The sequence below is a fragment of the Nitrosomonas oligotropha genome (assembly GCF_009833085.1).
Classification (GTDB): domain Bacteria; phylum Pseudomonadota; class Gammaproteobacteria; order Burkholderiales; family Nitrosomonadaceae; genus Nitrosomonas; species Nitrosomonas oligotropha.
Genome location: NZ_QRBZ01000024.1, coordinates 1 through 21,679, shown reverse-complemented (window position 1 = coordinate 21,679; position 21,679 = coordinate 1). Strand labels below are relative to the sequence as shown.

The 21,679-nt window shown below is 42.9% G+C and carries 20 protein-coding genes and 1 tRNA gene; all 21 read right to left on the bottom strand.

From position 1 onward, the window contains the following. Nucleotides 1-105: 105 nt before the first annotated feature. Nucleotides 106-2,016 (bottom strand): molecular chaperone HtpG, encoded by a 1,911-nt coding sequence (gene htpG, locus ABD07_RS07735; RefSeq protein ID WP_160817823.1) that lies wholly within the window; start codon nucleotides 2,014-2,016, stop codon nucleotides 106-108. Nucleotides 2,017-2,282: 266 nt separating this feature from the next. After that, the gene (nuoN, locus tag ABD07_RS07730) at nucleotides 2,283-3,728 is read right to left on the bottom strand and encodes an NADH-quinone oxidoreductase subunit NuoN (RefSeq protein WP_160817822.1); all 1,446 of its coding nucleotides are present in this window, start codon (nucleotides 3,726-3,728) and stop codon (nucleotides 2,283-2,285) included. 66 nt (nucleotides 3,729-3,794) lie between these two features. Then, nucleotides 3,795-5,279: an NADH-quinone oxidoreductase subunit M gene (locus ABD07_RS07725; RefSeq protein WP_160817821.1), complete on the bottom strand. Its 1,485-nt coding sequence runs from the start codon at nucleotides 5,277-5,279 to the stop codon at nucleotides 3,795-3,797. A 78-nt stretch (nucleotides 5,280-5,357) separates the two neighbouring features. After that, entirely contained in the window at nucleotides 5,358-7,298 is a 1,941-nt protein-coding gene (gene nuoL, locus ABD07_RS07720; RefSeq protein WP_160817871.1) for an NADH-quinone oxidoreductase subunit L, read from the bottom strand. Nucleotides 7,299-7,353: 55 nt separating this feature from the next. Then, nucleotides 7,354-7,659: an NADH-quinone oxidoreductase subunit NuoK gene (nuoK, locus tag ABD07_RS07715; protein ID WP_108698548.1), complete on the bottom strand. Its 306-nt coding sequence runs from the start codon at nucleotides 7,657-7,659 to the stop codon at nucleotides 7,354-7,356. A 58-nt stretch (nucleotides 7,660-7,717) separates the two neighbouring features. Next, nucleotides 7,718-8,323, bottom strand: a complete 606-nt coding sequence (locus ABD07_RS07710; RefSeq protein WP_160817820.1) for an NADH-quinone oxidoreductase subunit J — start codon at nucleotides 8,321-8,323, stop codon at nucleotides 7,718-7,720. Nucleotides 8,324-8,342: 19 nt separating this feature from the next. Next, complete coding sequence (nuoI, locus tag ABD07_RS07705; protein WP_132429016.1) at nucleotides 8,343-8,831, bottom strand: NADH-quinone oxidoreductase subunit NuoI; 489 nt, start codon at nucleotides 8,829-8,831, stop codon at nucleotides 8,343-8,345. A 16-nt stretch (nucleotides 8,832-8,847) separates the two neighbouring features. Then, nucleotides 8,848-9,945: an NADH-quinone oxidoreductase subunit NuoH gene (gene nuoH / locus ABD07_RS07700; protein WP_160817819.1), complete on the bottom strand. Its 1,098-nt coding sequence runs from the start codon at nucleotides 9,943-9,945 to the stop codon at nucleotides 8,848-8,850. Between the two features lie 22 nt (nucleotides 9,946-9,967). Then, the gene (nuoG, locus tag ABD07_RS07695; protein WP_160817818.1) at nucleotides 9,968-12,379 is read right to left on the bottom strand and encodes an NADH-quinone oxidoreductase subunit NuoG; all 2,412 of its coding nucleotides are present in this window, start codon (nucleotides 12,377-12,379) and stop codon (nucleotides 9,968-9,970) included. 67 nt (nucleotides 12,380-12,446) lie between these two features. Further along, nucleotides 12,447-13,700: an NADH-quinone oxidoreductase subunit NuoF gene (nuoF, locus tag ABD07_RS07690; RefSeq protein WP_420813513.1), complete on the bottom strand. Its 1,254-nt coding sequence runs from the start codon at nucleotides 13,698-13,700 to the stop codon at nucleotides 12,447-12,449. Between the two features lie 20 nt (nucleotides 13,701-13,720). After that, the gene (gene nuoE, locus ABD07_RS07685; RefSeq protein ID WP_160817816.1) at nucleotides 13,721-14,197 is read right to left on the bottom strand and encodes an NADH-quinone oxidoreductase subunit NuoE; all 477 of its coding nucleotides are present in this window, start codon (nucleotides 14,195-14,197) and stop codon (nucleotides 13,721-13,723) included. Nucleotides 14,198-14,199: 2 nt separating this feature from the next. After that, nucleotides 14,200-15,453 carry an NADH-quinone oxidoreductase subunit D gene (locus ABD07_RS07680; RefSeq protein WP_160817815.1) on the bottom strand — a complete coding sequence of 418 codons (1,254 nt, stop codon included), beginning with the start codon at nucleotides 15,451-15,453 and terminating at the stop codon, nucleotides 14,200-14,202. A gap of 52 nt (nucleotides 15,454-15,505) precedes the next feature. Next, on the bottom strand, nucleotides 15,506-16,126 hold the full coding sequence (locus ABD07_RS07675; protein ID WP_160817814.1) for an NADH-quinone oxidoreductase subunit C: 621 nt from the start codon (nucleotides 16,124-16,126) through the stop codon (nucleotides 15,506-15,508). A 4-nt stretch (nucleotides 16,127-16,130) separates the two neighbouring features. Further along, the gene (locus ABD07_RS07670; RefSeq protein WP_108698557.1) at nucleotides 16,131-16,607 is read right to left on the bottom strand and encodes a NuoB/complex I 20 kDa subunit family protein; all 477 of its coding nucleotides are present in this window, start codon (nucleotides 16,605-16,607) and stop codon (nucleotides 16,131-16,133) included. Between the two features lie 4 nt (nucleotides 16,608-16,611). After that, nucleotides 16,612-16,968: an NADH-quinone oxidoreductase subunit A gene (locus ABD07_RS07665; RefSeq protein ID WP_108698558.1), complete on the bottom strand. Its 357-nt coding sequence runs from the start codon at nucleotides 16,966-16,968 to the stop codon at nucleotides 16,612-16,614. Between the two features lie 80 nt (nucleotides 16,969-17,048). Beyond that, nucleotides 17,049-17,133: transfer RNA gene (locus tag ABD07_RS07660), tRNA-Leu, on the bottom strand. 59 nt (nucleotides 17,134-17,192) lie between these two features. Further along, nucleotides 17,193-17,579: a preprotein translocase subunit SecG gene (gene secG, locus ABD07_RS07655; RefSeq protein ID WP_160817813.1), complete on the bottom strand. Its 387-nt coding sequence runs from the start codon at nucleotides 17,577-17,579 to the stop codon at nucleotides 17,193-17,195. An 18-nt stretch (nucleotides 17,580-17,597) separates the two neighbouring features. Beyond that, nucleotides 17,598-18,353, bottom strand: coding sequence for a triose-phosphate isomerase (gene tpiA, locus ABD07_RS07650; protein WP_160817812.1), 756 nt, complete (start codon nucleotides 18,351-18,353; stop codon nucleotides 17,598-17,600). Between the two features lie 226 nt (nucleotides 18,354-18,579). Further along, nucleotides 18,580-19,374, bottom strand: coding sequence for a phosphate ABC transporter ATP-binding protein PstB (gene pstB / locus ABD07_RS07645; protein WP_160817811.1), 795 nt, complete (start codon nucleotides 19,372-19,374; stop codon nucleotides 18,580-18,582). 5 nt (nucleotides 19,375-19,379) lie between these two features. Beyond that, the gene (gene pstA / locus ABD07_RS07640; protein WP_160817810.1) at nucleotides 19,380-20,306 is read right to left on the bottom strand and encodes a phosphate ABC transporter permease PstA; all 927 of its coding nucleotides are present in this window, start codon (nucleotides 20,304-20,306) and stop codon (nucleotides 19,380-19,382) included. A 49-nt stretch (nucleotides 20,307-20,355) separates the two neighbouring features. Beyond that, entirely contained in the window at nucleotides 20,356-21,288 is a 933-nt protein-coding gene (gene pstC / locus ABD07_RS07635; protein ID WP_108698562.1) for a phosphate ABC transporter permease subunit PstC, read from the bottom strand. Nucleotides 21,289-21,679 lie beyond the last annotated feature (391 nt).

Here is a 21,679-nt window from a genome sequence, read left to right as displayed (position 1 = left end):
GAATGGACAGTTGGAATGCATAGAAGTTTCAGAAGAAATTTGAATCTTCCGTCATCAACTCGATGATGCCGGAAGATTCTCAAGAGTAGAGAAGCAGAATTAAACTTAGGATTTCAGCAGCAACAATTCGTTAAGCCTTTTCACAAAAGCGGCTGGATCTTCAAGCTGACCGCCTTCCGCCAGCAAAGCCTGATCAAACAATAAATGACTCCAATCCTCGAAGTTTTCTACCTCGTTTTTCAATCGTTGCACCATCGGGTGATGCGGATTGATTTCCAGGATCGGTTTGGCATGGGGCACATTTTGCCCTGCCGATTTCAGCAATCTTTCCAAATTACCGCTCATATCATAGGTATCCGCAACGAGACAGGCGGGTGATTCAGTCAAGCGGAAAGTAACGCGCACATCTTTTACTTGTTCGCTGAGTGTTTGTTTCATTTTTTCTGTTAATTCCTGGAAAGCACTGGTTTCTTTCTCACGCTCTTCTTTTTCGGCTTCGTCTTCCAGATTTCCCAGATCCAAACCACCTTTGGCGACTGACTGCAAAGGTTTACCTTCAAATTCGGTTAAATTGCTGACCAGCCACTCATCCACCCGATCCGATAGTAGTAAAACTTCAATGCCTTTCTTACGGAACACTTCCAAGTGAGGGCTGTTTTTGGCAGCCTTCAGGCTATCTGCCGTTACGTAATAAATCTTTTCCTGGCCTTCTTTCATGCGCTGCACATAAACATCCAGCGAAACCGTTGGTTCATCAGCATCGCTTTGCGTAGTGATAAAACGCAACAATTTCGCGATGCGTTCACGGTTAGTAAAGTCTTCGCCGACACCTTCTTTTAGAACTTGGCCAAATTCCCGGTAGAATGTTTTGTATTTTTCTTTTCCTTCTTCATCCTCGCTCTTGGATAAATCCTCAATCAAACCCAATACTTTTTTAACCACGCCAGCCCGGATTGAGTCGATATCTTTGGATTCCTGCAAGATCTCACGAGACACATTCAGTGGTAAATTATTAGAATCGATCACACCACGAACAAAACGCAGGTAATTCGGCAGCAGTTTTTCTACATCATCCATAATAAATACCCGTTGCACGTACAATTTGATGCCGTGCCGGCGTTCGCGGTCGAATAAGTCGAATGGCGCACGCGCAGGAATATACAGAAGCTGTGTGTACTCTTGTTTACCCTCTACACGCACATGCAGATACGCAAGCGGCGGCTCAAAATCATGCGCCACGTGTTTATAAAATTCATTGTACTGCTCAACGGTAATATCATTCTTGGAGCGCGCCCACAGCGCATTGGCCTGGTTAATCGTTTCGTCTTCATCGGTAATTATATTTTTCTTCTCATCTTGCGACCATTCTTCCTTTTTCATCACGATCGGCAGTGTAATGTGATCGGAATATTTGCGAATGATGTTGCGAATGCGCATGCCATTGAGAAATTCATCTTCGTCCTTGCGTAAATGCAAGATGACGTCCGTACCTCGTGTAGACTTCTCGATAGTCTCCAGTGTGTAATCACCCTCACCGCTGGATTCCCAGCGCACACCGTGTTCCGCAGTCAATCCTGCACGCCGGGTGACTAGAGTTACTTTATCGGCAATGATAAATGCGGAATAAAAGCCGACACCGAATTGACCGATTAAATGCGCGTCTTTGGCTTGATCACCGGTTAAAGAATTAAAAAATTCGCGAGTACCCGACTTCGCGATGGTTCCAATATGATCAATCACTTCTTGCCGTGACATGCCAATCCCGTTATCGGAAATGGTGATTGTTCGCTCGCCGGCATCATAACTCACACGGATTTTAAGATCGGAATCTGTTTCATACAGCGCCGCATCCGTGAGTCCCTCGAAACGCAATTTATCAGCCGCATCGGAAGCGTTTGAAATCAATTCACGCAAGAAAATTTCCTTATTGCTGTATAAGGAATGAATCATCAGTTTCAGCAATTGCTTCGCTTCCGTTTGGAAGCTTAATTGTTCTTTGGTTGTTTCAGCTTGCACGTTTGTCTCCTCAAATATTTTGCGTAGTTATGGGGATTACATCGAGAAATTCAAGATGACTTGATAACAAATTAATGTTTTTATTTAATCTGGCGAGTTTTCCAAAAATTATTTTTTGGAAAACAGTAAATGCTGAGAAAAGCTGGAATGGAATATTAGAGAGAAATGACTACTCAATTAACCATGATCGTTACTTCGAGTAGTCACTGCGCGCAATCATCACAAGGGCATCTACACACCTGCTACACCCTTTATCGATTCGATTGCTACATGGAGTTCTGAATTGCGTAAAGACTCAGTCCCATTAAGGATTGAGGAAATATACCCAGTGCTAACACAGCAAAACCATTGGCGCTCAGCAGAATCTTCACATCACTATTAGATACAAGCGGCTCTGTTGTTTCCGGCTCATCAAAGTACATCAGCTTGATTATGCGCAGATAATAAAATGCACCAATCAGTGAGAACAATACCGCTGCAACTGCTAACCAAATATATCCTGCATTGACAACCGCTTGCAACACAGCAAATTTCGCATAAAACCCGATCATTGGCGGTATGCCTGCCAGCGAAAGCATCAGTAGTAACGAAATGAAAGCATACCAAGGGCTTCTTCTACTGAGTCCTTTAAAATCATCAATATTTTCAGCTTCAAATCCGCTCCGGCACAACAGCATAATCATAGCGAAAGTGCCTAATGTCATCAGCACATAGGCAATGACATAGAATAATGCTGAGCTATACCCGTTTGAATCTGCACTGATAAATCCAAGTAACAAGAAACCCATATGAGAAATGGTTGAATACGCAAGCATACGTTTGATGTTAGTTTGCGCGATTGCCGCAATATTACCCACAGCCATCGACAGAACAGCCAGAATCACCAGCATACCTTGCCAATCTGAGACCATTTCGCCCATGCCTTCAACCAGCAGACGCATTACAAAACCAAACGCCGCCAACTTAGGTGCGGAACCTATAAATAACGTCACCGCCGTAGGAGAACCTTGGTAGACATCGGGAGCCCACATGTGAAAAGGTGCGGCGCTAAGTTTGAAACTGATTCCAGCTACAATGAATACCAAGCCAACAACCAGCACTTCCTTGCTGCTTGCTTCACTTTGAATAATTTGGGTAAGTTGAGAAACATGCAAGGTTCCGGTCGCTCCGTAAACCATTGACATGCCGTACAGCAAAAACCCGGATGCTAAAGCGCCCAGCACAAAGAACTTCATGGCAGCTTCTGTAGCTACGATAGAATCACGTCTTAATGCCACCAATGCGTAAAGCGATAACGACAGCAATTCCAAGCCTATATATAACGTTAGAAAATGACTGGCGGAAATCATCACCATCATTCCTAAGGTTGCAAACAGGATCAAACTAAAAAATTCACCCCGCAGCATACCGCGATCACTAATATACGCATGGGAATACACGAGTACCGCCGACACAGTGCCGTACACCATCAGTTTCAAGATATCGGCCATCGTATCGTCAACATACATTCCGTAGAAAGTGTGTTTAATTTCTGTCGAAAATGATACAAAGGTCAATATTGCACAACCTAATAGCGTTATCTGTGTCAACAGATAAGCGACATAGCGTCTATTATCGCCTGCGGTAAGATCAGCCAGCATAACGACACACACCATGATGAGCATAAATATCTCAGAAGAAGCTGGTGCAAAATCAGGCGGTATAAAATTCATTAATTCTTAATCCTTATACGAGGAAATGCTTATATCAGGAATTATTATTGTCTCGGATTGTTTAATTTACAGTTTGCTGTTGTTAACATGTGCTAACAATTGATCAACTGTTGTATGCATGATTTCAGTTAACGGGTAAGGATACACACCAAACCACAACACGGTGATAGCTAAAATAGCTAATAATGTAAATTCACGTTTGGAGATATCCTGCAAGCTTTCGATTGCAGGGCTTGCAACGGCGCCGAATATCACCCGTTTATACATCCACAATGTATAAGCAGCGCCAAATATCAGCGTTGTTGCAGCCAGGAATGCATACCAAAAATTAACTTTGACGGCACTCATAATGACCATGAATTCCCCCACAAAACCACTTGTTCCAGGCAATCCGGCATTCGCCATTGCAAACAACATAAAAAATGCTGCAAATGCAGGCATTTTATTCACTACCCCACCATAATCTGCAATTTGCCGAGAATGCAACCGGTCATACAACACACCGACACAAAGGAACATGGCACCGGAAATAAAACCATGAGAAATCATTTGCACCATGGCGCCTTCTATTCCATAGGTATTCAATAGAAAGAAGCCCAAGGTCACAAATCCCATATGCGCCACTGATGAATAAGCAATCAGCTTTTTCATATCGGCTTGCACCAATGCGATCAAACCGATATACACAACGGCTATTAAAGATAGCGCTATCATCATATCGGCCAGATAAAGACTGGCATCGGGCGCAATCGGTAACGAGAAACGTAGAAACCCATATCCACCCAGCTTCAACAGAATTGCCGCCAAAACTACGGATCCTCCAGTTGGCGCTTCCACGTGCGCATCCGGCAACCAAGTATGCACCGGCCACATCGGTACCTTTACTGCAAAGGCCAACAAGAATGCAATAAATATAAAAATTTGCGGTGTCAGCGGAATAGCCAGTTTGTGATAATCCTCAATCGAGAAGCTGCCTTCCGATGCTTGATACAAATAAATAAGCGCGATCAGCATGAGCAGCGAACCAAGCAATGTATACAGAAAAAACTTGATCGCGGCATAAACCCGGTTAGGGCCACCCCAGATACCAATGATCAAAAACATAGGAATCAAGGAAGCTTCCCAAAATACATAAAACAGAATGGCATCCAGCGAAGCAAAAACACCATTCACAATACCGGACATGATGAGAAACGCACCCATATATTGAGATACACGTTCTTTAATGACTTCCCAGCCGGCCACAACAACCAGTGGCGTGATGAAACAGTTCAACAAAATGAGTGGCATTGATATGCCATCCACGCCCAGGTGATAATTCACATTGAAGCGTTCAAACCAAACATGATTTTCCACAAACTGCATTGCACCCGTGGCGACATCAAAATTGATGTACAGCGGGATTGCAACCAGAAAACCGAGTATCGATCCCGTCAGCGCTAACCAGCGTGCTAGCTGCGCATTACTATCATTTCCAGTTGTAAATACGGCAATGCCAAAAATAATAGGCAGCCAAATAATTAAGCTCAATAGTGGGAATTCAAACGACATGCTTATTCCGTTTTATTTGTTAGTACTTATTTACGTATTCAAATCATTACTATCTAGGATTCACTACTATCTTGAAAGTTAGTAAAGCCATAGCGTCAAGATAACAAATATACCGACAATCATAGTGAACGCATAATGATAGATATAACCGGTCTGATACTGCCGCACTACAGTTGCTGACAGTGCAACTACTCGAGCTGCGCCGTTCACAAAGAAACCATCGATCACTTTAATGTCGCCATACTTCCATAAAAATGTACCCAAAGCGCGTGAACCACCAGCAAATAGCCATGAATACAATTCGTCAATGTAGTATTTACGATCCAGCAAGTTATACAAGAAGCCGCAGCGGGCTTTAATTTTTGCAGGAATATCAGTTCTTACGTTATATAAAAACCAGGCGGTGAATATACCAGCAACTGACAACCAGAAAGGTATCGTCGATAAAGCATGCATCATCATGCCACCGATTCCGGTAAATTCGGCGCCTAGTTTCACGATCGCATCGTGCTGCGGTAAGACATCAATTACATTATTAAAATAATCACCGAAAACCATCGGACCGATAAACCATCCCGCCGCAATTGTCGGTACAGCAAGGACTATCAACGGTAAAGTTACCACCCAGGGTGATTCATGCAGATGATCTTTGGTATGCTTATCCATGCGAGGTTTGCCATGAAACGTCATGAATATCAAACGGAATGTATACAATGCAGTGACAAAAACCGTTGCCAATACACAGAAATACGCGAAACCGGCACCTGGAATATTGGCAAAATGGACAGCCTCAATGATTGCATCCTTAGAGAAGAAGCCGGAGAAACCAGGCACACCGGCACTCGCTAATGCAGCGATAAACATTGTCAAATAAGTGATAGGCATATAACTTTTGAGTCCGCCCATTTTCTGCATATTTTGCTCATGATGCATGGCTATGATGACGGAGCCAGCACCTAGGAATAAAACAGCTTTAAAGAACGCATGAGTCATTAAGTGGAAAATTGCAGCAGAATAAGCGGAAGCGCCTAATGCAACCGTCATATAACCTAACTGGGATAGTGTGGAATAGGCGACAACCCGTTTTATATCGTTTTGAACCACCGCAACCAGTGCCATAAATAAGGTGGTAATACCGCCAATAATCAAAATTGCTGTTAATGCTGTATCCGACAATTCAAATAGAGGAGACATGCGCGCCACCATGAAAATGCCTGCCGTCACCATGGTCGCCGCATGGATCAGTGCTGAAATCGGAGTGGGGCCTTCCATGGAATCAGGTAACCACACATGCAATGGAAATTGTGCAGATTTACCCATTGCACCAACAAACAGCAGGATACAGATTAGCGTTATCACCAGCCATGGCATGCCAGGAATTAATTCAACCTTCTCGTCCACTATTCCCGGCGCTTGTGCAAAAACCGATGCATAATCCAAAGTGCCAAAATGCATTAACACCAACGCAATTCCCAGAAGAAAACCAAAGTCACCAACCCGGTTAACTAAAAAAGCCTTTAAATTGGCATAAATTGCAGTGGGGCGAGTATACCAAAAGCCAATTAATAAATAAGAAACCAAGCCAACCGCTTCCCAGCCGAAGAACAACTGTAAGAAATTATTCGACATCACCAGCATCATCATTGAAAAGGTAAACAATGAGATATAACTGAAGAAACGTTGATAACCTGGATCGTCATGCATATAACCAATGGTATAAATATGCACCATAAGAGAAACCAAACTGACAACAACCATCATAGTTGCGGTTAATTGATCGATTAAAAAACCTACTTCAAATCGCGTTTCACCCGAAATTAACCAAGTATAGACACTACCGTTATAACTGTTACCTTCCAATACATCCAAGAAAATAATGATCGATGCGACTAAGGAAGCAAAAACCAATCCGATAGTTGCGCGATGACTCCATGTCGGCCCTATAAAACGCCCGAATAATCCAGCTATAATTGCACCAATCAACGGGGCTAGCGGCACCAGTAAGTAAAGTTTTTGCATCTCGATCAATTATTTTCTATTAATGATAGGTACTTCAATTGTTCTGTGAGGCCAGTTAACCTTTAAGTTTATCCAGGTCATCCACATTAATCGTCCGCATATTACGAAACAACACCACAAGAATCGCCAATCCAATTGCTGATTCTGCTGCTGCAACGGTCAGAATGAAGAACACAAAGATTTGCCCCGATATATCCTGCAGGTAGTGCGAAAATGCAACAAAATTCATATTGACCGCCAATAGCATCAATTCAATCGACATTAGTAAAATAATGACATTCTTTCTGTTAAGAAAAATGCCAACTAAGCCAATAGCAAACAAAATTGCTCCGAGGACTAAATAATGAGATAACGATATCAAACCAACAACCTCTTTTTTATATTTTATAAATCGTCACAAATTCTTTGGAATGATTCCGTCATTCCTTTTTTTCAGCTGGCATTGTCACTATACGTAACCGGTCTTCTTTTCTGACTTTGACTTGTTTGGATGGATTCGGTGATCTTTTATCTTCGCGATGCCGCAATGTCAGTGCAATGGCCGTAACCATCGCAACCAATAACAGCACTGCCGCTAATTCAAAAGCATAGACATATTCCGTATAAATCAAGCGTCCCAGTTCTCTGGTGTTACTATAGTCAGCGTCGTGCGGTCTGGGAATCGGCATTTCTTCGAGTCCAAAATATTTCCCCATCATCACCATTGATATTTCCGCAACTATTATTAAGGCAATCGTCGCGCCAAACGGAAACCACTTCCAGAATCCTTCCCGCAGTCGGTCAAGGTTGATATCGAGCATCATCACTACGAATAAAAACAACACCATGACTGCACCGACATATACCAACACCAAGGCAATTGCTAAAAACTCCGCCTCCAGCAACAACCATAAGCCTGCGCAAGTAACAAAAGCCAGCACCAGTAATAACGCCGAATTAACTGGGTTCCGCACTGTAATAACACCCAGTGCTGACGCAACCAAAATGGCTGAAAAAATATAAAATAAAATATCTTGAAAATTCATTTTTATCTACCAGCAAGATTCAGCGATAACGTGCATCAGCTTCTCGGTCTTTGGCAATCTGTTCTTCGTAACGATCTCCAATAGCTAACAACATTTCTTTGGTATAGATCAGATCACCTCTTTTTTCGCCGTGATATTCCAATATGCGTGTTTCTACAATTGAATCTACCGGACAAGATTCTTCACAAAAACCACAAAAAATACATTTGCTTAAATCAATGTCATAACGTGTAGTCCGTCTCGTGCCGTCTGCACGTTGCTCTGAATCAATGGTTATTGCCATCGCTGGACAAACAGCCTCGCACAATTTACAAGCAATACAACGCTCTTCCCCGTTTGGGTAGCGGCGTAGGGCATGCAGGCCACGAAATCGTGGCGATTGTGGTGTTTTTTCCTCAGGAAAATGTACAGTTATCTTTGGTTTGAATAAATACCGGCCTGTAACCGCCATACCTTTTAATAACTCAAACAATAAAAAGGTACTAAAAAATTTTTTGATACGATCCATTGTATTTTTCTCTATTTTAAAACCAAATATTCAACGGAAATGTGTTCCGTATCGATTCCGGTAATTGCATGATCGAGCCCAACAAAACAATCCAAACAAGCGTAATGGGAATAAATATTTTCCAACCCAATCGCATAATTTGATCATATCGATAGCGCGGGAAGGTTGCACGAAACCATAGAAAAAAGAAAAGAATAAATGCAATTTTTAATAATAACCAAATAATGCCCGGTATTAGTGTAAACGGTGCTATATCGACAGGAGGTAACCACCCACCTAGAAACATGATGGATGTCAATGTGGCTACCAATATCATGTTGGAATATTCAGCCAGGAAAAATACTGTAAAGGCCATGCCTGAGTAATCAACATGGAATCCAGCCACAATTTCTGATTCTCCTTCAGCCACATCGAAAGGAGCCCTGTTGGTTTCAGCCACACCCGAAATTAAATAAACCAGAAACATCGGGAATAGCGGAATCAAATACCAGTTCAAAAAACTATTACCCTGTTGCCCATTCACGATATCGCCCAGATTCAAGCTTTGTGACATCATCAACACACACACCAAGGCAAAGCCCATCGCCAATTCATATGAAACCACTTGAGCCGCCGAACGCATAGCGCCTAAAAAAGCATACTTAGAGTTCGATGCCCAGCCAGCAATGATAATGCCGTAAATACCCATTGATGTCATTGCAAGAATATAAAGCAGCCCTGCATTAATATCAGCCAAGATTAATTCAGGAGAAAAAGGAATTACCGCCCAAGCCGCCAACGCTGGCATAATCGTTAACACTGGAGCCAAAATAAAAAGGAACTTGTTTGCACCCGTTGGAATGACTATTTCTTTCATGATTGCTTTTACAGCGTCAGCAATCGGCTGACCCCATCCACGCAACCAGGGTATGCCAAAAAAGGTCACTCGATTTGGACCAACGCGAATTTGCATATAAGCGATGATCTTACGTTCTGCAAATGTCAAATAGGCAACACCCAATAGCAAGGGCACCACAATGGCAAGAATAAATGTCATGTTTGTCGCTAACGAAAACAGCATGGAACCCCATTCCGTTCCGAATATTTCCACAAACTGTTGTTGAATGTTCTCCATTAATAAACTCCAACCATCGCCATCACAGTTTTTCCAGCACAATTTCACCGAACAAGGCACCCAATGCAACCGTCTTAGGATGTGCGCCTGCTATGCGTACACAATTCACCGGCAATTTCTCATCTTGAGCGGCTTCAAGCTGCACAAATCCTTCTCCTTGTTTAATTCTTACCTGATCGCCCGCAGCAATACCTAATTTTTCCAGCAATGCGGTTGGCATCCAAGCTTTCGGTGGAGCCGCATCATTCGTAGCTTGCAAGGATTCTGCCCGGCGAACAATGGGGTCAGCTTGATAAATTGGGACTTCGCCAATACGCTGTATATGATGACTTTCATTTATCGCAATCGCAGTATCGTAACGCTTGGATTTATTATTCAGATACTGATTGATTTCTACACCGGCAGGGAAAATTTCTTCACGAACTTGTTCTGCCGTTTCATAATCAAATTTTTCCAACCCTAGCAAATTCCCCAATACACGCAAAACTTTCCAAGCCGGCCGCGCTTCTCCTTGTGGAGAAACAACACCGTTAAAGCTTTGCACTTTACCTTCTGTGTTGACATAAGTGCCAGAAGTTTCGGTAAATGGGGTTATCGGCAGCAATACATCCGCATAATCCTTACCGTTACCTTGATATGCAGCAAGCGATACCACAAATTCACTTGATTTGATGGCTTTAAGGGCTTGATGAGAATTGTAAGTATCAAACTCCGGTTCCACATTCATTAATATGAATGCCTTACATTTCTCTTTCGCCGGATCATCATCGGACTCCAGCATTTGTGCTGCGGTTAATCCTGATTCAATGTGATTCAGTTTTGCAGCGATCGATATAGCACTAACTTCCGGAATGGCACCAGCCAAATAAGCACCAACACTATTTGCAGACTCACCCAATACGCCATAACTCGCGCCGGTTATTCGGGCAATTGAATCTGCAAGCAGGCCAATTATTGAATAATCCGGATGGTGTTGCGAAATATTTCCCAAATAAATCGCTGCCGACGCATTTTCTATCAAGCTAGAAGCAATCGCGAAAGCATTGGCAGTGCTCGGGATGTTGATTGAATTGACAAATTGCTTTAATTCATCAGTTAGTTCGGTCCCTTTAATTTCAGCAGCAGCCTTTAGAATTTCCGCTAAAACTCTGGTTATTGAAGCCGGAGAAACTATTGCTTTATGCGCAACCTTGACCAACAAATCATCATCAACCGGATTCACAATATTCAGCTTCATGCCATTTTTAACAGCTTGACGCAATCGTTGCGCAATAAGCGGATGATCTTTGCGTAGCGTACTACCGATAATTAACGCGGATTTCAATTGTGAGATATCCGCGATACTGGTACCCAACCACGGAACACCCAGCATATTATTATCCGCACGAAAATCAGACTGCCGCAAGCGATGATCAATGTTGCCACTACCCATAGCGCGTATCAGCTTCTGCAGCAAATACAGCTCTTCCGATGTGCTGTGCGCGGAACCGAGTGCTGCTAAACTTTTTGCACCATGTCTTTGTTTGACTGCTTGTAACGAATGTGCGGTAAATTCCAAAGCTTCTTGCCAGTCACATTCAAACCATCGCCCGTCACGCTTGATCATGGGGCGCGTCAATCTATCTTCCGAATTTAAACCTTCATAGGAGAACCGGTCTTTATCGGATAACCAACACTCATTAATCGCCTCATTATCCCGAGGAAGCACCCGCATGACACGGTTTTGTTTGACTTGTACAACAAGATTAGAACCCAAGCCGCAATGCGGACTAATTGATTTTCTACGTGATAATTCCCAGGTTCGCGCTGAATATCGGAACGGCTTACTGACCAAAGCACCAACTGGACAGAGATCAATCACATTACCCGACAACTCGGAGTCAACCGTCTTGCCAACAAAGGCTAGAATTTCAGAATGCTCTCCACGCCCGACCATTCCAAGCTCCATAATTCCAGCAATTTCCTGACCAAAGCGCACACACCGCGTGCAATGAATACAGCGCGTCATATCGGTTGAAATCAATGGACCCAGATTCTTGTTAACAACAACTCGCTTTGCTTCGGTATATCGCGAACCGCTTGCACCGTACCCTACAGCAAGATCTTGCAGCTGACACTCACCACCTTGATCGCAGATCGGACAGTCAAGCGGATGATTGATCAGCAGAAACTCCATCACGCCTTTTTGCGCAGTAACAGCTTGCTGAGAATGCGTATATACCTTCATGCCATCCATAACGGGTGTTGCGCATGCAGGCAGTGGTTTTGGCGCTTTCTCTACCTGAACCAAGCACATACGGCAGTTGGCTGCTATGGATAATTTTTTATGGTAGCAAAAATGCGGAATATACACGCCAATCTGTTTCGCACCATCCATGATGGTGCTTCCTTTAGGCACAGATACTTGCTTACCGTCGATTTCTATATTGACCATCGGCTAAAATTCTTGGGTTAATCACGAATTATAATGTTGATATGCTCTGATTATTTAACAGCTAAAATCAGACCATACATTTCTTATGTTCTATATGGTAAACAAACTCGCTTCGAAAATGTTGAATCATCGCACGAACAGGCATTGCAGCCGCATCGCCTAGCGCACAAATCGTCCGCCCTTGTATATTGTCTGCGATGTTGTCCAGCAATTCCAAATCTTCCAATCGGCCTTTACCATGTTCAATACGATTGACAATCCGATAAAGCCATCCTGTTCCTTCACGGCATGGCGTGCATTGCCCGCAGGATTCTTCAAAATAAAAATAAGACAAACGTTCCAATGCTCTGACCATACAGGTCGTATCATCCATAATGATGACAGCACCGGAGCCTAACATAGAACCAGCTTTGGCAATCGAATCGTAATCCATATCTGTCTGCATCATGATGTCGCCAGGCAATACCGGCATGGATGATCCGCCGGGAATACAAGCTTTTAACTTCCGTCCACCACGCATCCCGCCAGCTAATTCCAGTAAATCTGTAAATGGAGTTCCGAGCGGTATCTCATAATTACCGGGTTTATTCACATGTCCCGATACTGAAAAAATTTTTGTCCCACCGTTATTGGGCTTTCCAAGCTGAAGATATTTTTCTCCACCATTCCGGATAATCCAAGGGACCGAAGCAAAAGTTTCAGTATTATTAATCGTAGTCGGCTTGCCATACAGACCAAAATTCGCTGGGAACGGTGGCTTAAAACGCGGCTGGCCTTTTTTACCTTCTATGGATTCCAATAACGCGGTTTCCTCACCACAAATATAAGCTCCGTAACCGTGGTGATTATGCAATTGAAAACTGAACGAAGAACCTAATATATTATTTCCCAGGTAGCCTGCTGCTCGCGCTTCTTCAACAGCTTCTTCCATACGCTCATAGGTTTCCCATATCTCGCCATGAATATAGTTATACCCTACTTTTACACCCATCGCGTACGCCGCTATTATCATTCCTTCAATCAGCAGATGGGGATTAAATCGCATTATATCGCGATCCTTAAAGGTGCCCGGCTCTCCTTCATCCGAATTACATACGATATATTTATCACCTTCATACCCTTTGGGCATGAAACTCCACTTTAACCCAGTCGGAAAACCAGCTCCACCTCGTCCACGAAGCGCGGATTTCTTAACTTCTTCAATTACTTCTTCAGGAGAAATTTTTTTCGCCAGTATTTTTCTGAGTGCTGCATAACCTTCACGCTTTTCATAGCTTTTGAGCCGCCAATTCTCAGGATCGGAAGGATTCACTCCATTCATCAATGTCTGCGGAAACTGATTCATTTGCTCAGCTCCTTCAGCAAGTTATCGATCATCTCATTGGACATAAAGCTGCACATGCGTCTGTTATTAACCAGTAATACTGGCGCATCGCCACAGGCGCCAAAGCACTCGCCTTCTTTAAGGGTGAATTTGCCATCCGGTGTTGTTTGATTAAAACCAATACCTAATTTCTGCTTCAAATATGCTGCCGTATCATTGCTACCTGACAATGCACAAGGCAAATTGGTACACACCGTAATTTTATATTCGCCAACGGGCTCCAAGTTATACATATTGTAAAACGTGGCCACTTCATAAACCGCAATGGGTGGCATACCTAAATATTCTGCGACGAAATTCATGGTTTCGTTTGCAAGCCAGCCCTTTTCTTCTTGTGCAATGGCAAGTGCTGACATGACGGCGGATTGTTTTTGATCAAGCGGATATTTCGCGATTTCTCGATCAATTCTTTTAAGGGATTCAGTGCTTAACATCGTTATCTATCTATCTCACCAAATACTATGTCTTGCGTACCAATGATAGCGACCACGTCAGAAATCATATGACCTCTCGACATCTCATCCAAAGCAGCCAGATGCGCAAATCCAGGTGCGCGTATTTTCAAACGGTAGGGTTTATTTGCACCATTCGATACTAAATAAATACCAAATTCACCTTTAGGGTGTTCAACCGCTACGTAGGCTTCACCCGGAGGGACATGAAATCCTTCCGTGAATAATTTGAAATGATGAATCATTTCTTCCATATTCTGTTTCATATCGACACGCGAAGGTGGCGCAACTTTATGATTATCAGTAATCACCGGCCCAGGATTTTTACGCAGCCAATCGACACATTGTTTAATGATGCGATTGGATTGGCGGAACTCTTCCATGCGTACCAAATAACGATCATAACAATCGCCATTAACCCCGACAGGTATATCGAAATCTAGGCGATCATAAACCTCATAAGGTTGTTTCTTCCTTAGATCCCATTCGACCCCTGAGCCGCGCAACATAGGACCGGTAAAACCCAATGCTTTGGCACGCTCTGGAGAAACAACACCGATATCAACCAAACGCTGCTTCCAGATTCTATTATCTGTCAACAATGTTTCGTATTCATCAACGTATGTTGGAAAACGATTGGTAAAATCTTCGATAAAATCTAAAAGCGTACCTTCTCTATTCGCATTTCGTATGCGTGTTTCTTTTTCACTATGAATTTTAGAGGATTGATACTTCGGCATTGTATCCGGCAAATCACGATAGACACCACCGGGCCGGTAATAGGCAGCATGCAATCTGGCGCCCGATACTGCTTCGTAACAATCCATCAGATCTTCTCTCTCACGGAATGCATACAAAAACATGGTCATCGCACCCACATCCAATGCATGTGCGCCGATCCATAACAGATGATTCAGTATACGGGTGATTTCATCGAACATAACCCGGATATACTGTGCCCTTATGGGTACTTCAATTTGCAGCAGCTTTTCGATCGCCATGACATAGGCATGCTCATTGACCATCATCGAAACATAATCAAGCCGATCCATATACGGTACGGATTGAAGGTATGTTTTATTTTCCGCTAATTTTTCAGTAGCACGATGCAATAATCCAATATGCGGATCAGCACGCTTTACAACTTCTCCATCTAATTCCAGTACCAACCTCAACACACCGTGAGCTGCCGGGTGTTGCGGTCCAAAATTCATGGTGTAATTACGTATTTCGGCCATAAGCTACTTCATAAAATTCTTATAAAATACAATGCAAGAAACTCAATAATCGTTACGATTCACAGTCGCCATAGTGTTCTTCACGAATTACAAGTGGTGTGATTTCTCGCGGTTCGATAGTAACAGGTTGGTAAATGACGCGCTTCTGCTCTGCATCATAGCGCATTTCAACATGACCAGTGATTGGAAAATCTTTGCGGAACGGATTACCTATAAAACCATAATCGGTCAATAGGCGACGTAAATCCGGATGACCGGTAAAAATTACTCCATAGAGATCAAATGCTTCACGTTCAAACCAATTAGCTGTCGGCCAAATTTCAGTTACCGAATCCACAACCGGAAATTCATTATTCTCCGTGAGTACCCTAACGCGTAATCGATAGTTCTTTTCTACCGAGAGTAGATGATAGATCACAGCAAATCGCTTATTACGTAGGCCATGCTTTGCAGACAACTCGTCACCGTAAGTTGAGTAATCAATGCCACACAGATCAATCAACGTATCAAATCTTAACTGAGAGTTGTCTCGTAAATTTGTACACGCAGTGATGATATCCTCCGCACGTACTATGATGGTTATCTCACCGAAATGCGTTTGCAAACCGACCAGCTTATCACCCAGTACACCCTTCAATGCCGCCGCAAGATTCTCCAATTGAGTAGTAGACATAGCGTTAGCGTGCAATAGTATTGGTACGGTTTATTTTATTTTGTAGCTGAATAATGCCATACAACAGAGCTTCAGCTGTCGGCGGGCAACCAGGCACATAAATATCGACAGGCACGATACGATCACATCCACGAACTACCGAATAAGAATAATGATAATACCCGCCGCCGTTTGCACAGGATCCCATAGATATCACCCAGCGTGGCTCTGCCATTTGATCGTAAACCTTGCGTAAAGCCGGCGCCATCTTGTTGCAGAGCGTACCCGCGACAATCATCACATCCGATTGACGAGGACTTGGTCTAAATACAATACCAAAACGATCAAGATCGTAGCGTGACGCACCGGTCTCCATCATCTCAACCGCACAACAAGCCAAGCCGAATGTCATTGGCCACATCGAACCTGTCCGGCCCCAGTTTATGATTGAATCCAAACTGGCTGTGACAAATCCTTTTTCAAGTGTTCCTTCAATACTCATAACATCAATCCCACTCTAATGCACCCTTCATCCATTCGTAGATGAAACCTACGACCAGGATACCCAGGAATGTCATCATTGCAATAAATCCAAATAAACCAATCTCGTCCAGCACAATCGCCCAAGGAAACAAGAAAGCAATTTCCAAATCAAATAAAATGAATAAAATTGCAACCAAGTAGTAGCGTACGTCAAATCTCATGCGTGCATCTTCAAAAGCTTCAAATCCGCACTCATAGGGAGAAAGTTTCTCACTATCCGGGCGATTTGGCGCCAATAACCACCCGCACAACATCGGCACGACACCAACAAGGAATCCAACAATTAAAAACAGTAAGATCGGGAAATAATTTTCAAGCATTTTTAAATAATTCAATCATTCCAGTTAATAGAATTTAAATCATGAAAAAGAATAAAGTTCTTAAGAATATCATCTTAGTGTGGTGCCGACGGCGAGACTCGAACTCGCACAGCTTACGCCACCGCCCCCTCAAGACGGCGTGTCTACCAATTCCACCACGTCGGCAGCAAAGCAATTTTCATATTATGATCAAACAGGCTGCCTTACAAAAAATTCCGTAGAAACTATTCTGGTATCTGATTTACTTTTGAGCCATTCTCTACTTCAGACGCATTTTGATTACGATCTGGAATTGATTTTTTCTCTGTTCCTACTTCAGAAGCATTTTCAGACTCTTCGACTTGATCCATTACACTCATCCCACTTTTCGAGCTCTCAGTTTGATTTACTGATAGATAAGTTAAACTCATGCTCGTAGCAAAAAACATTGCTGCGACAAAACCAGTAGCGCGGCTCAGAAATGAAGCAGACCCGCTTGCGCCAAACAAACTGCCTGCAGAGCCGCTACCGAATGCCGCCCCCATATCTGCACCTTTGCCATGTTGTAATAATACCAAAACCACTAATACAACCGCCAGCAAAACATGCGCTGCCCAAACTATAATTTCCACTGTGTACTACTCCTAAAATTAGTGATGCAAAGCGCGGCAGATCGCTATAAATTCACTTGCAATAAGTGAAGCTCCACCTATCAAACCACCGTCGATATCCGCCATAGCGAATAATTCTGCTGCATTATTAGCTTTCACGCTACCGCCATAAAGAATGACTAATTTCCGTGCAATGCTCGCATTTTCTTTTGCAATGCCGGTTCTAATAAACGAATGAACATCTTGCGCTTGTTGAGGAGATGCTGTTTTACCTGTGCCTATAGCCCATACTGGCTCATATGCAACGACCGCTTGGCTCAGTGATTCTATACCAGCCAATCGGATAACTGCCGTGAGCTGATCTTCAATTACTCGCTCAGTAGTTCCAGCTTCGCGCTGTTCTAGTGTTTCACCAACACATAAAATTGGTGTTATGCCCGCACGTTGTGCCGCTAAATACTTTTCTGCAACGATAGTATTATTTTCGCCAAACAATGTTCTTCTTTCCGAGTGTCCGACTATGACATACCGGCATCCAAAATCCTTTAGCATTGATGTTGAAATCTCTCCGGTGTATGCACCCTTTTCGTATTGGCTTACATTCTGAGCACCCCAAGCTATATTGGTACTCCGCAAAGCATCTTGTACTGATGAAAGATAGGGATAAGGAACACAAACCGCCAGATGAGCTTCTTTTAATCCATTCACTCCAGCCACAACTTCATCCAGCAGCTGCTTGTTATCAACCAAGCTACCGTGCATTTTCCAGTTACCTGCAACCATCTTTTCGCGCATTTTTACCACTTACCTCTACTTCCTAAAAGGGGGGAATCCTACATTTGATTCTTTACTAAGTCAATTATGATTCCATAATCGTCGTCCGCTGATACAGACGGTAAAGAATCGCTTTCAGATCCTGATTATTTACTTTAGATACTATCTATCTAACCGAGATTGCATCAACTTCTTATATGCACATGCTTTCTTGATGCATATCGATTTTCAAGCTTATCGACAAAATTTAACCGAATCGTCCGGTAATATAATCCTCGGTCTGTTTATTCTTCGGTTTGATAAAAATGGTATCTGTCACATTAAATTCGATTAATTCCCCCAAGTACATATAGGCGGTGTAATCGGAAACTCTTGCCGCTTGTTGCATATTATGCGTAACGATCAGGATCGTTACCTTATTTTTTAAATCGGTTATTAATTCTTCGATACTAGCTGTTGCAATAGGATCAAGCGCGGAAGTCGGCTCATCAAACAATAATATCTCCGGATCCGTTGCCAAAGCCCTAGCGATACAAAGCCTTTGCTGTTGCCCTCCGGAAAGATTGAAAGCTAAGTGGTGTAATCGGTCTTTCACTTCATCCCATAGCGCGGAATTGCGTAATGCCGCTTCCACTTTTTCATCCAAAATAGCGCGCTGCTTAATCCCGCGCACACGAAGACCGTATGCAACGTTTTCATAGATAGATTTTGGAAATGGATTCGGTTTTTGAAAAACCATGCTTATTCTCATCCGCACTTCAATTGGGTCTACGTTTGAAGCCAGAATATTGACATCGTCCGGATGAAGAATAATTTCGCCTTCATAGCGATTACCAGGATAAAGATCATGCATGCGATTAAAACAGCGCAGAAATGTCGATTTGCCGCAACCGGAGGGTCCTATTAAGGCGGTGATCCTCTTATCGCGCAAGACCATATCGATATTCTTCAGTGCATTGAATCCACCATAGTAAAAACTGAGGTTCTTAACTTCTGATTTATATTGAATCGTTTCTATTGGTTTTTCAGAATTGATTTGCATTGCTCTTACCACTTAATATTTTTTCGCATGCGATAACGCAAATAAATCGCCAGGCCATTCATTGCCAGCGTCATAACTACCAATACCAATCCAGCAGCAGCTGCATTTAGCTGGAATGCCTCTTCCGGCCGTGACACCCAATTAAACATCTGTATCGGCATCACCGTGAAAGGCGCTGTCAGCCACTCAAAGGATACATAGGGAAATTCATTTTTCACCGGTGAAGGCGGTAAAAAAGCAATAAATGTTAACGCACCGATTGTAATGATCGGCGCAGTCTCACCAATTGCTCGAGCTAAACCAATAATAATGCCCGTCAGAATTCCCGCAGACGAATATGGTAACAAATGATCGGAAACGGTTTGCCACTTAGTCGCGCCAAGCGCATATGCACCTTCCCTTATTGATACTGGAATTGAACGTATAGCCTCGCGAGTTGCGACAATCACAACCGGCAAAATCAGTAACGCCAAAGCAAGTCCCGCAGCTAAAATACTTTGCCCGAAACCCAATTGATAAACAAACAATCCTAGCGCGAGCAAACCATATATGATAGAAGGAACACCCGCCAGGTTAGTTACATTGATCTCAATGATTTCAGTTAATAAATTCTTCGGTGCATATTCTTCCAAATACACACCCGATCCAATTCCTAATGGTACTGCGGCAAATGCAGTTACAAGCATCACCAGGGTTGTTCCAACCCAAGCCGATAGAATTCCTGCTGACTCAGGCCGTCGTGAAGGAAAAGATGTAAAGAATTCCCACGACAACCGTGGCATCCCATCTATCAGCATATGCGCAAACAAAGCCATAAAAGTTAATACCGCAATCATGAGTGCAATAATTCCGGTAATCATAAAAATCAGATCCCATTTCTTATGCAATCCAATAATTTTTCTGATTTCTTCTAGATTATTAACACTCTTCATTACAAAAAACCACCCGAAATATTTTCACTTTTTTTGACCGTGTTAATGGTTAGTAAATTTCTCTATATCGTTTACGCAATACATGACCAATAATATTAAACAGCAGTGTTATCAGCAATAGAGTTAAACCAGCCGCAAAAATCGTTTGATAGCCAATACTACCGTGAGGCAAGTCGCCCAAGCTAACTTGCACTATATATGCTGTAATGGTTGCGGCAGGTTCCATGGGATTCCAGGTTAAATTTGGCTGCATCCCAGCTGCAATTGCTACCACCATTGTTTCTCCCACCGCACGCGATATACCCAAAATATATGCAGCAGCTATCCCAGAAAAAGCAGCCGGCATGACAACTCGGATAGCCGTTTGAAATCGCGTAGCACCCATCGCGTAAGAACCTTCTCGGAGATTCATCGGAACCGCACGCATGGCATCCTCAGTCATTGAACTCACATAAGGGATAATCATTATTCCCATTACCAATCCAGCAGACAGCAAATTAAAGCCAGGCAATTCAGGAAAAATAATTTGCAACAATGGTGTAACAAATAGTAATGCAAAATAACCATACACCACTGTTGGCACACCACCCAGTAATTCCAGGAAGGGTTTCGCCATTTCACGCACTGTAAATGGCGCAAATTCAGAAAGGTAAATGGCGATAATTGTTCCGAGTGGAAGCGCAACCAGCAAAGCAATTAATGAGCTGACTATGGTGCCGGAAACCAGTGGCATTATTCCGTAGTGAGCATCATCGAATAGCGGTGTCCATTGCGTATCGGTTACAAATTGCCAGATCGATACATGTTGAAAAAAAATCAGTGATTCTTTTACCAGCATCACTATGATTGCGAGCATGATCGCTATCGAAAGTAGCGCCGACAAGAATAAGAAAGTCTCTATAAATCTTTCGCGCATATGACGACGAAAGCTATATCCTAATTTGCCAGCGTGAGTTATTTTAGTACGTGACTCTTCTGCCAAAATGCAAGCCCTTCATATGTTGAAGCATTATCGTGAAAGAAGCGCTAATCTGTATAAAACCAATTTCACTTTGGCAGAATGATCTGGATTAGCGTTGATTTATTGATGTACAGATATTCCATTACTGAAAGCATTTTTTTATCTCGTATGCTTTCAAAAAGACAATCATCAATAAATTTTTCTTCTCGCTATGCTTTTCTTTTTTATTTCTTCTGTTGACACAAAAAAATTCTGGAGATGCTCCTATCTCCAGAATTTCATTTACACTAGTTTGAAGAGACGAAACTCACAGAAGATTACTCTTCATCCTCATCTTCATCATCAGTCTGGGCTTCCGTGCTGCCAGCTGAACCGCCAGCAGATCCTTCACCCTCGTCTTCTTCCTCGTCTT

Coding starts and splice junctions, on each gene's coding strand:
- ABD07_RS07725 (WP_160817821.1), bottom strand. CDS start 5,279: ATGTCGTTTGAATTCCCACTATTGAGCTTAATTATTTGGCTGCCTATT.
- ABD07_RS07710 (WP_160817820.1), bottom strand. CDS start 8,323: ATGAATTTTCAAGATATTTTATTTTATATTTTTTCAGCCATTTTGGTT.
- pstA (WP_160817810.1), bottom strand. CDS start 20,306: ATGAAGAGTGTTAATAATCTAGAAGAAATCAGAAAAATTATTGGATTG.
- ABD07_RS07680 (WP_160817815.1), bottom strand. CDS start 15,453: ATGGCCGAAATACGTAATTACACCATGAATTTTGGACCGCAACACCCG.
- pstB (WP_160817811.1), bottom strand. CDS start 19,374: ATGCAAATCAATTCTGAAAAACCAATAGAAACGATTCAATATAAATCA.
- nuoF (WP_420813513.1), bottom strand. CDS start 13,700: ATGAATGGAGTGAATCCTTCCGATCCTGAGAATTGGCGGCTCAAAAGC.
- nuoN (WP_160817822.1), bottom strand. CDS start 3,728: ATGAATTTTATACCGCCTGATTTTGCACCAGCTTCTTCTGAGATATTT.
- ABD07_RS07675 (WP_160817814.1), bottom strand. CDS start 16,126: ATGTCTACTACTCAATTGGAGAATCTTGCGGCGGCATTGAAGGGTGTA.
- nuoH (WP_160817819.1), bottom strand. CDS start 9,945: ATGGAGAACATTCAACAACAGTTTGTGGAAATATTCGGAACGGAATGG.
- tpiA (WP_160817812.1), bottom strand. CDS start 18,353: ATGCGCGAAAAGATGGTTGCAGGTAACTGGAAAATGCACGGTAGCTTG.
- ABD07_RS07670 (WP_108698557.1), bottom strand. CDS start 16,607: ATGAGTATTGAAGGAACACTTGAAAAAGGATTTGTCACAGCCAGTTTG.
- nuoG (WP_160817818.1), bottom strand. CDS start 12,379: ATGGTCAATATAGAAATCGACGGTAAGCAAGTATCTGTGCCTAAAGGA.
- ABD07_RS07665 (WP_108698558.1), bottom strand. CDS start 16,968: ATGCTTGAAAATTATTTCCCGATCTTACTGTTTTTAATTGTTGGATTC.
- nuoL (WP_160817871.1), bottom strand. CDS start 7,298: ATGCAAAAACTTTACTTACTGGTGCCGCTAGCCCCGTTGATTGGTGCA.
- nuoE (WP_160817816.1), bottom strand. CDS start 14,197: ATGTTAAGCACTGAATCCCTTAAAAGAATTGATCGAGAAATCGCGAAA.
- nuoI (WP_132429016.1), bottom strand. CDS start 8,831: ATGGATCGTATCAAAAAATTTTTTAGTACCTTTTTATTGTTTGAGTTA.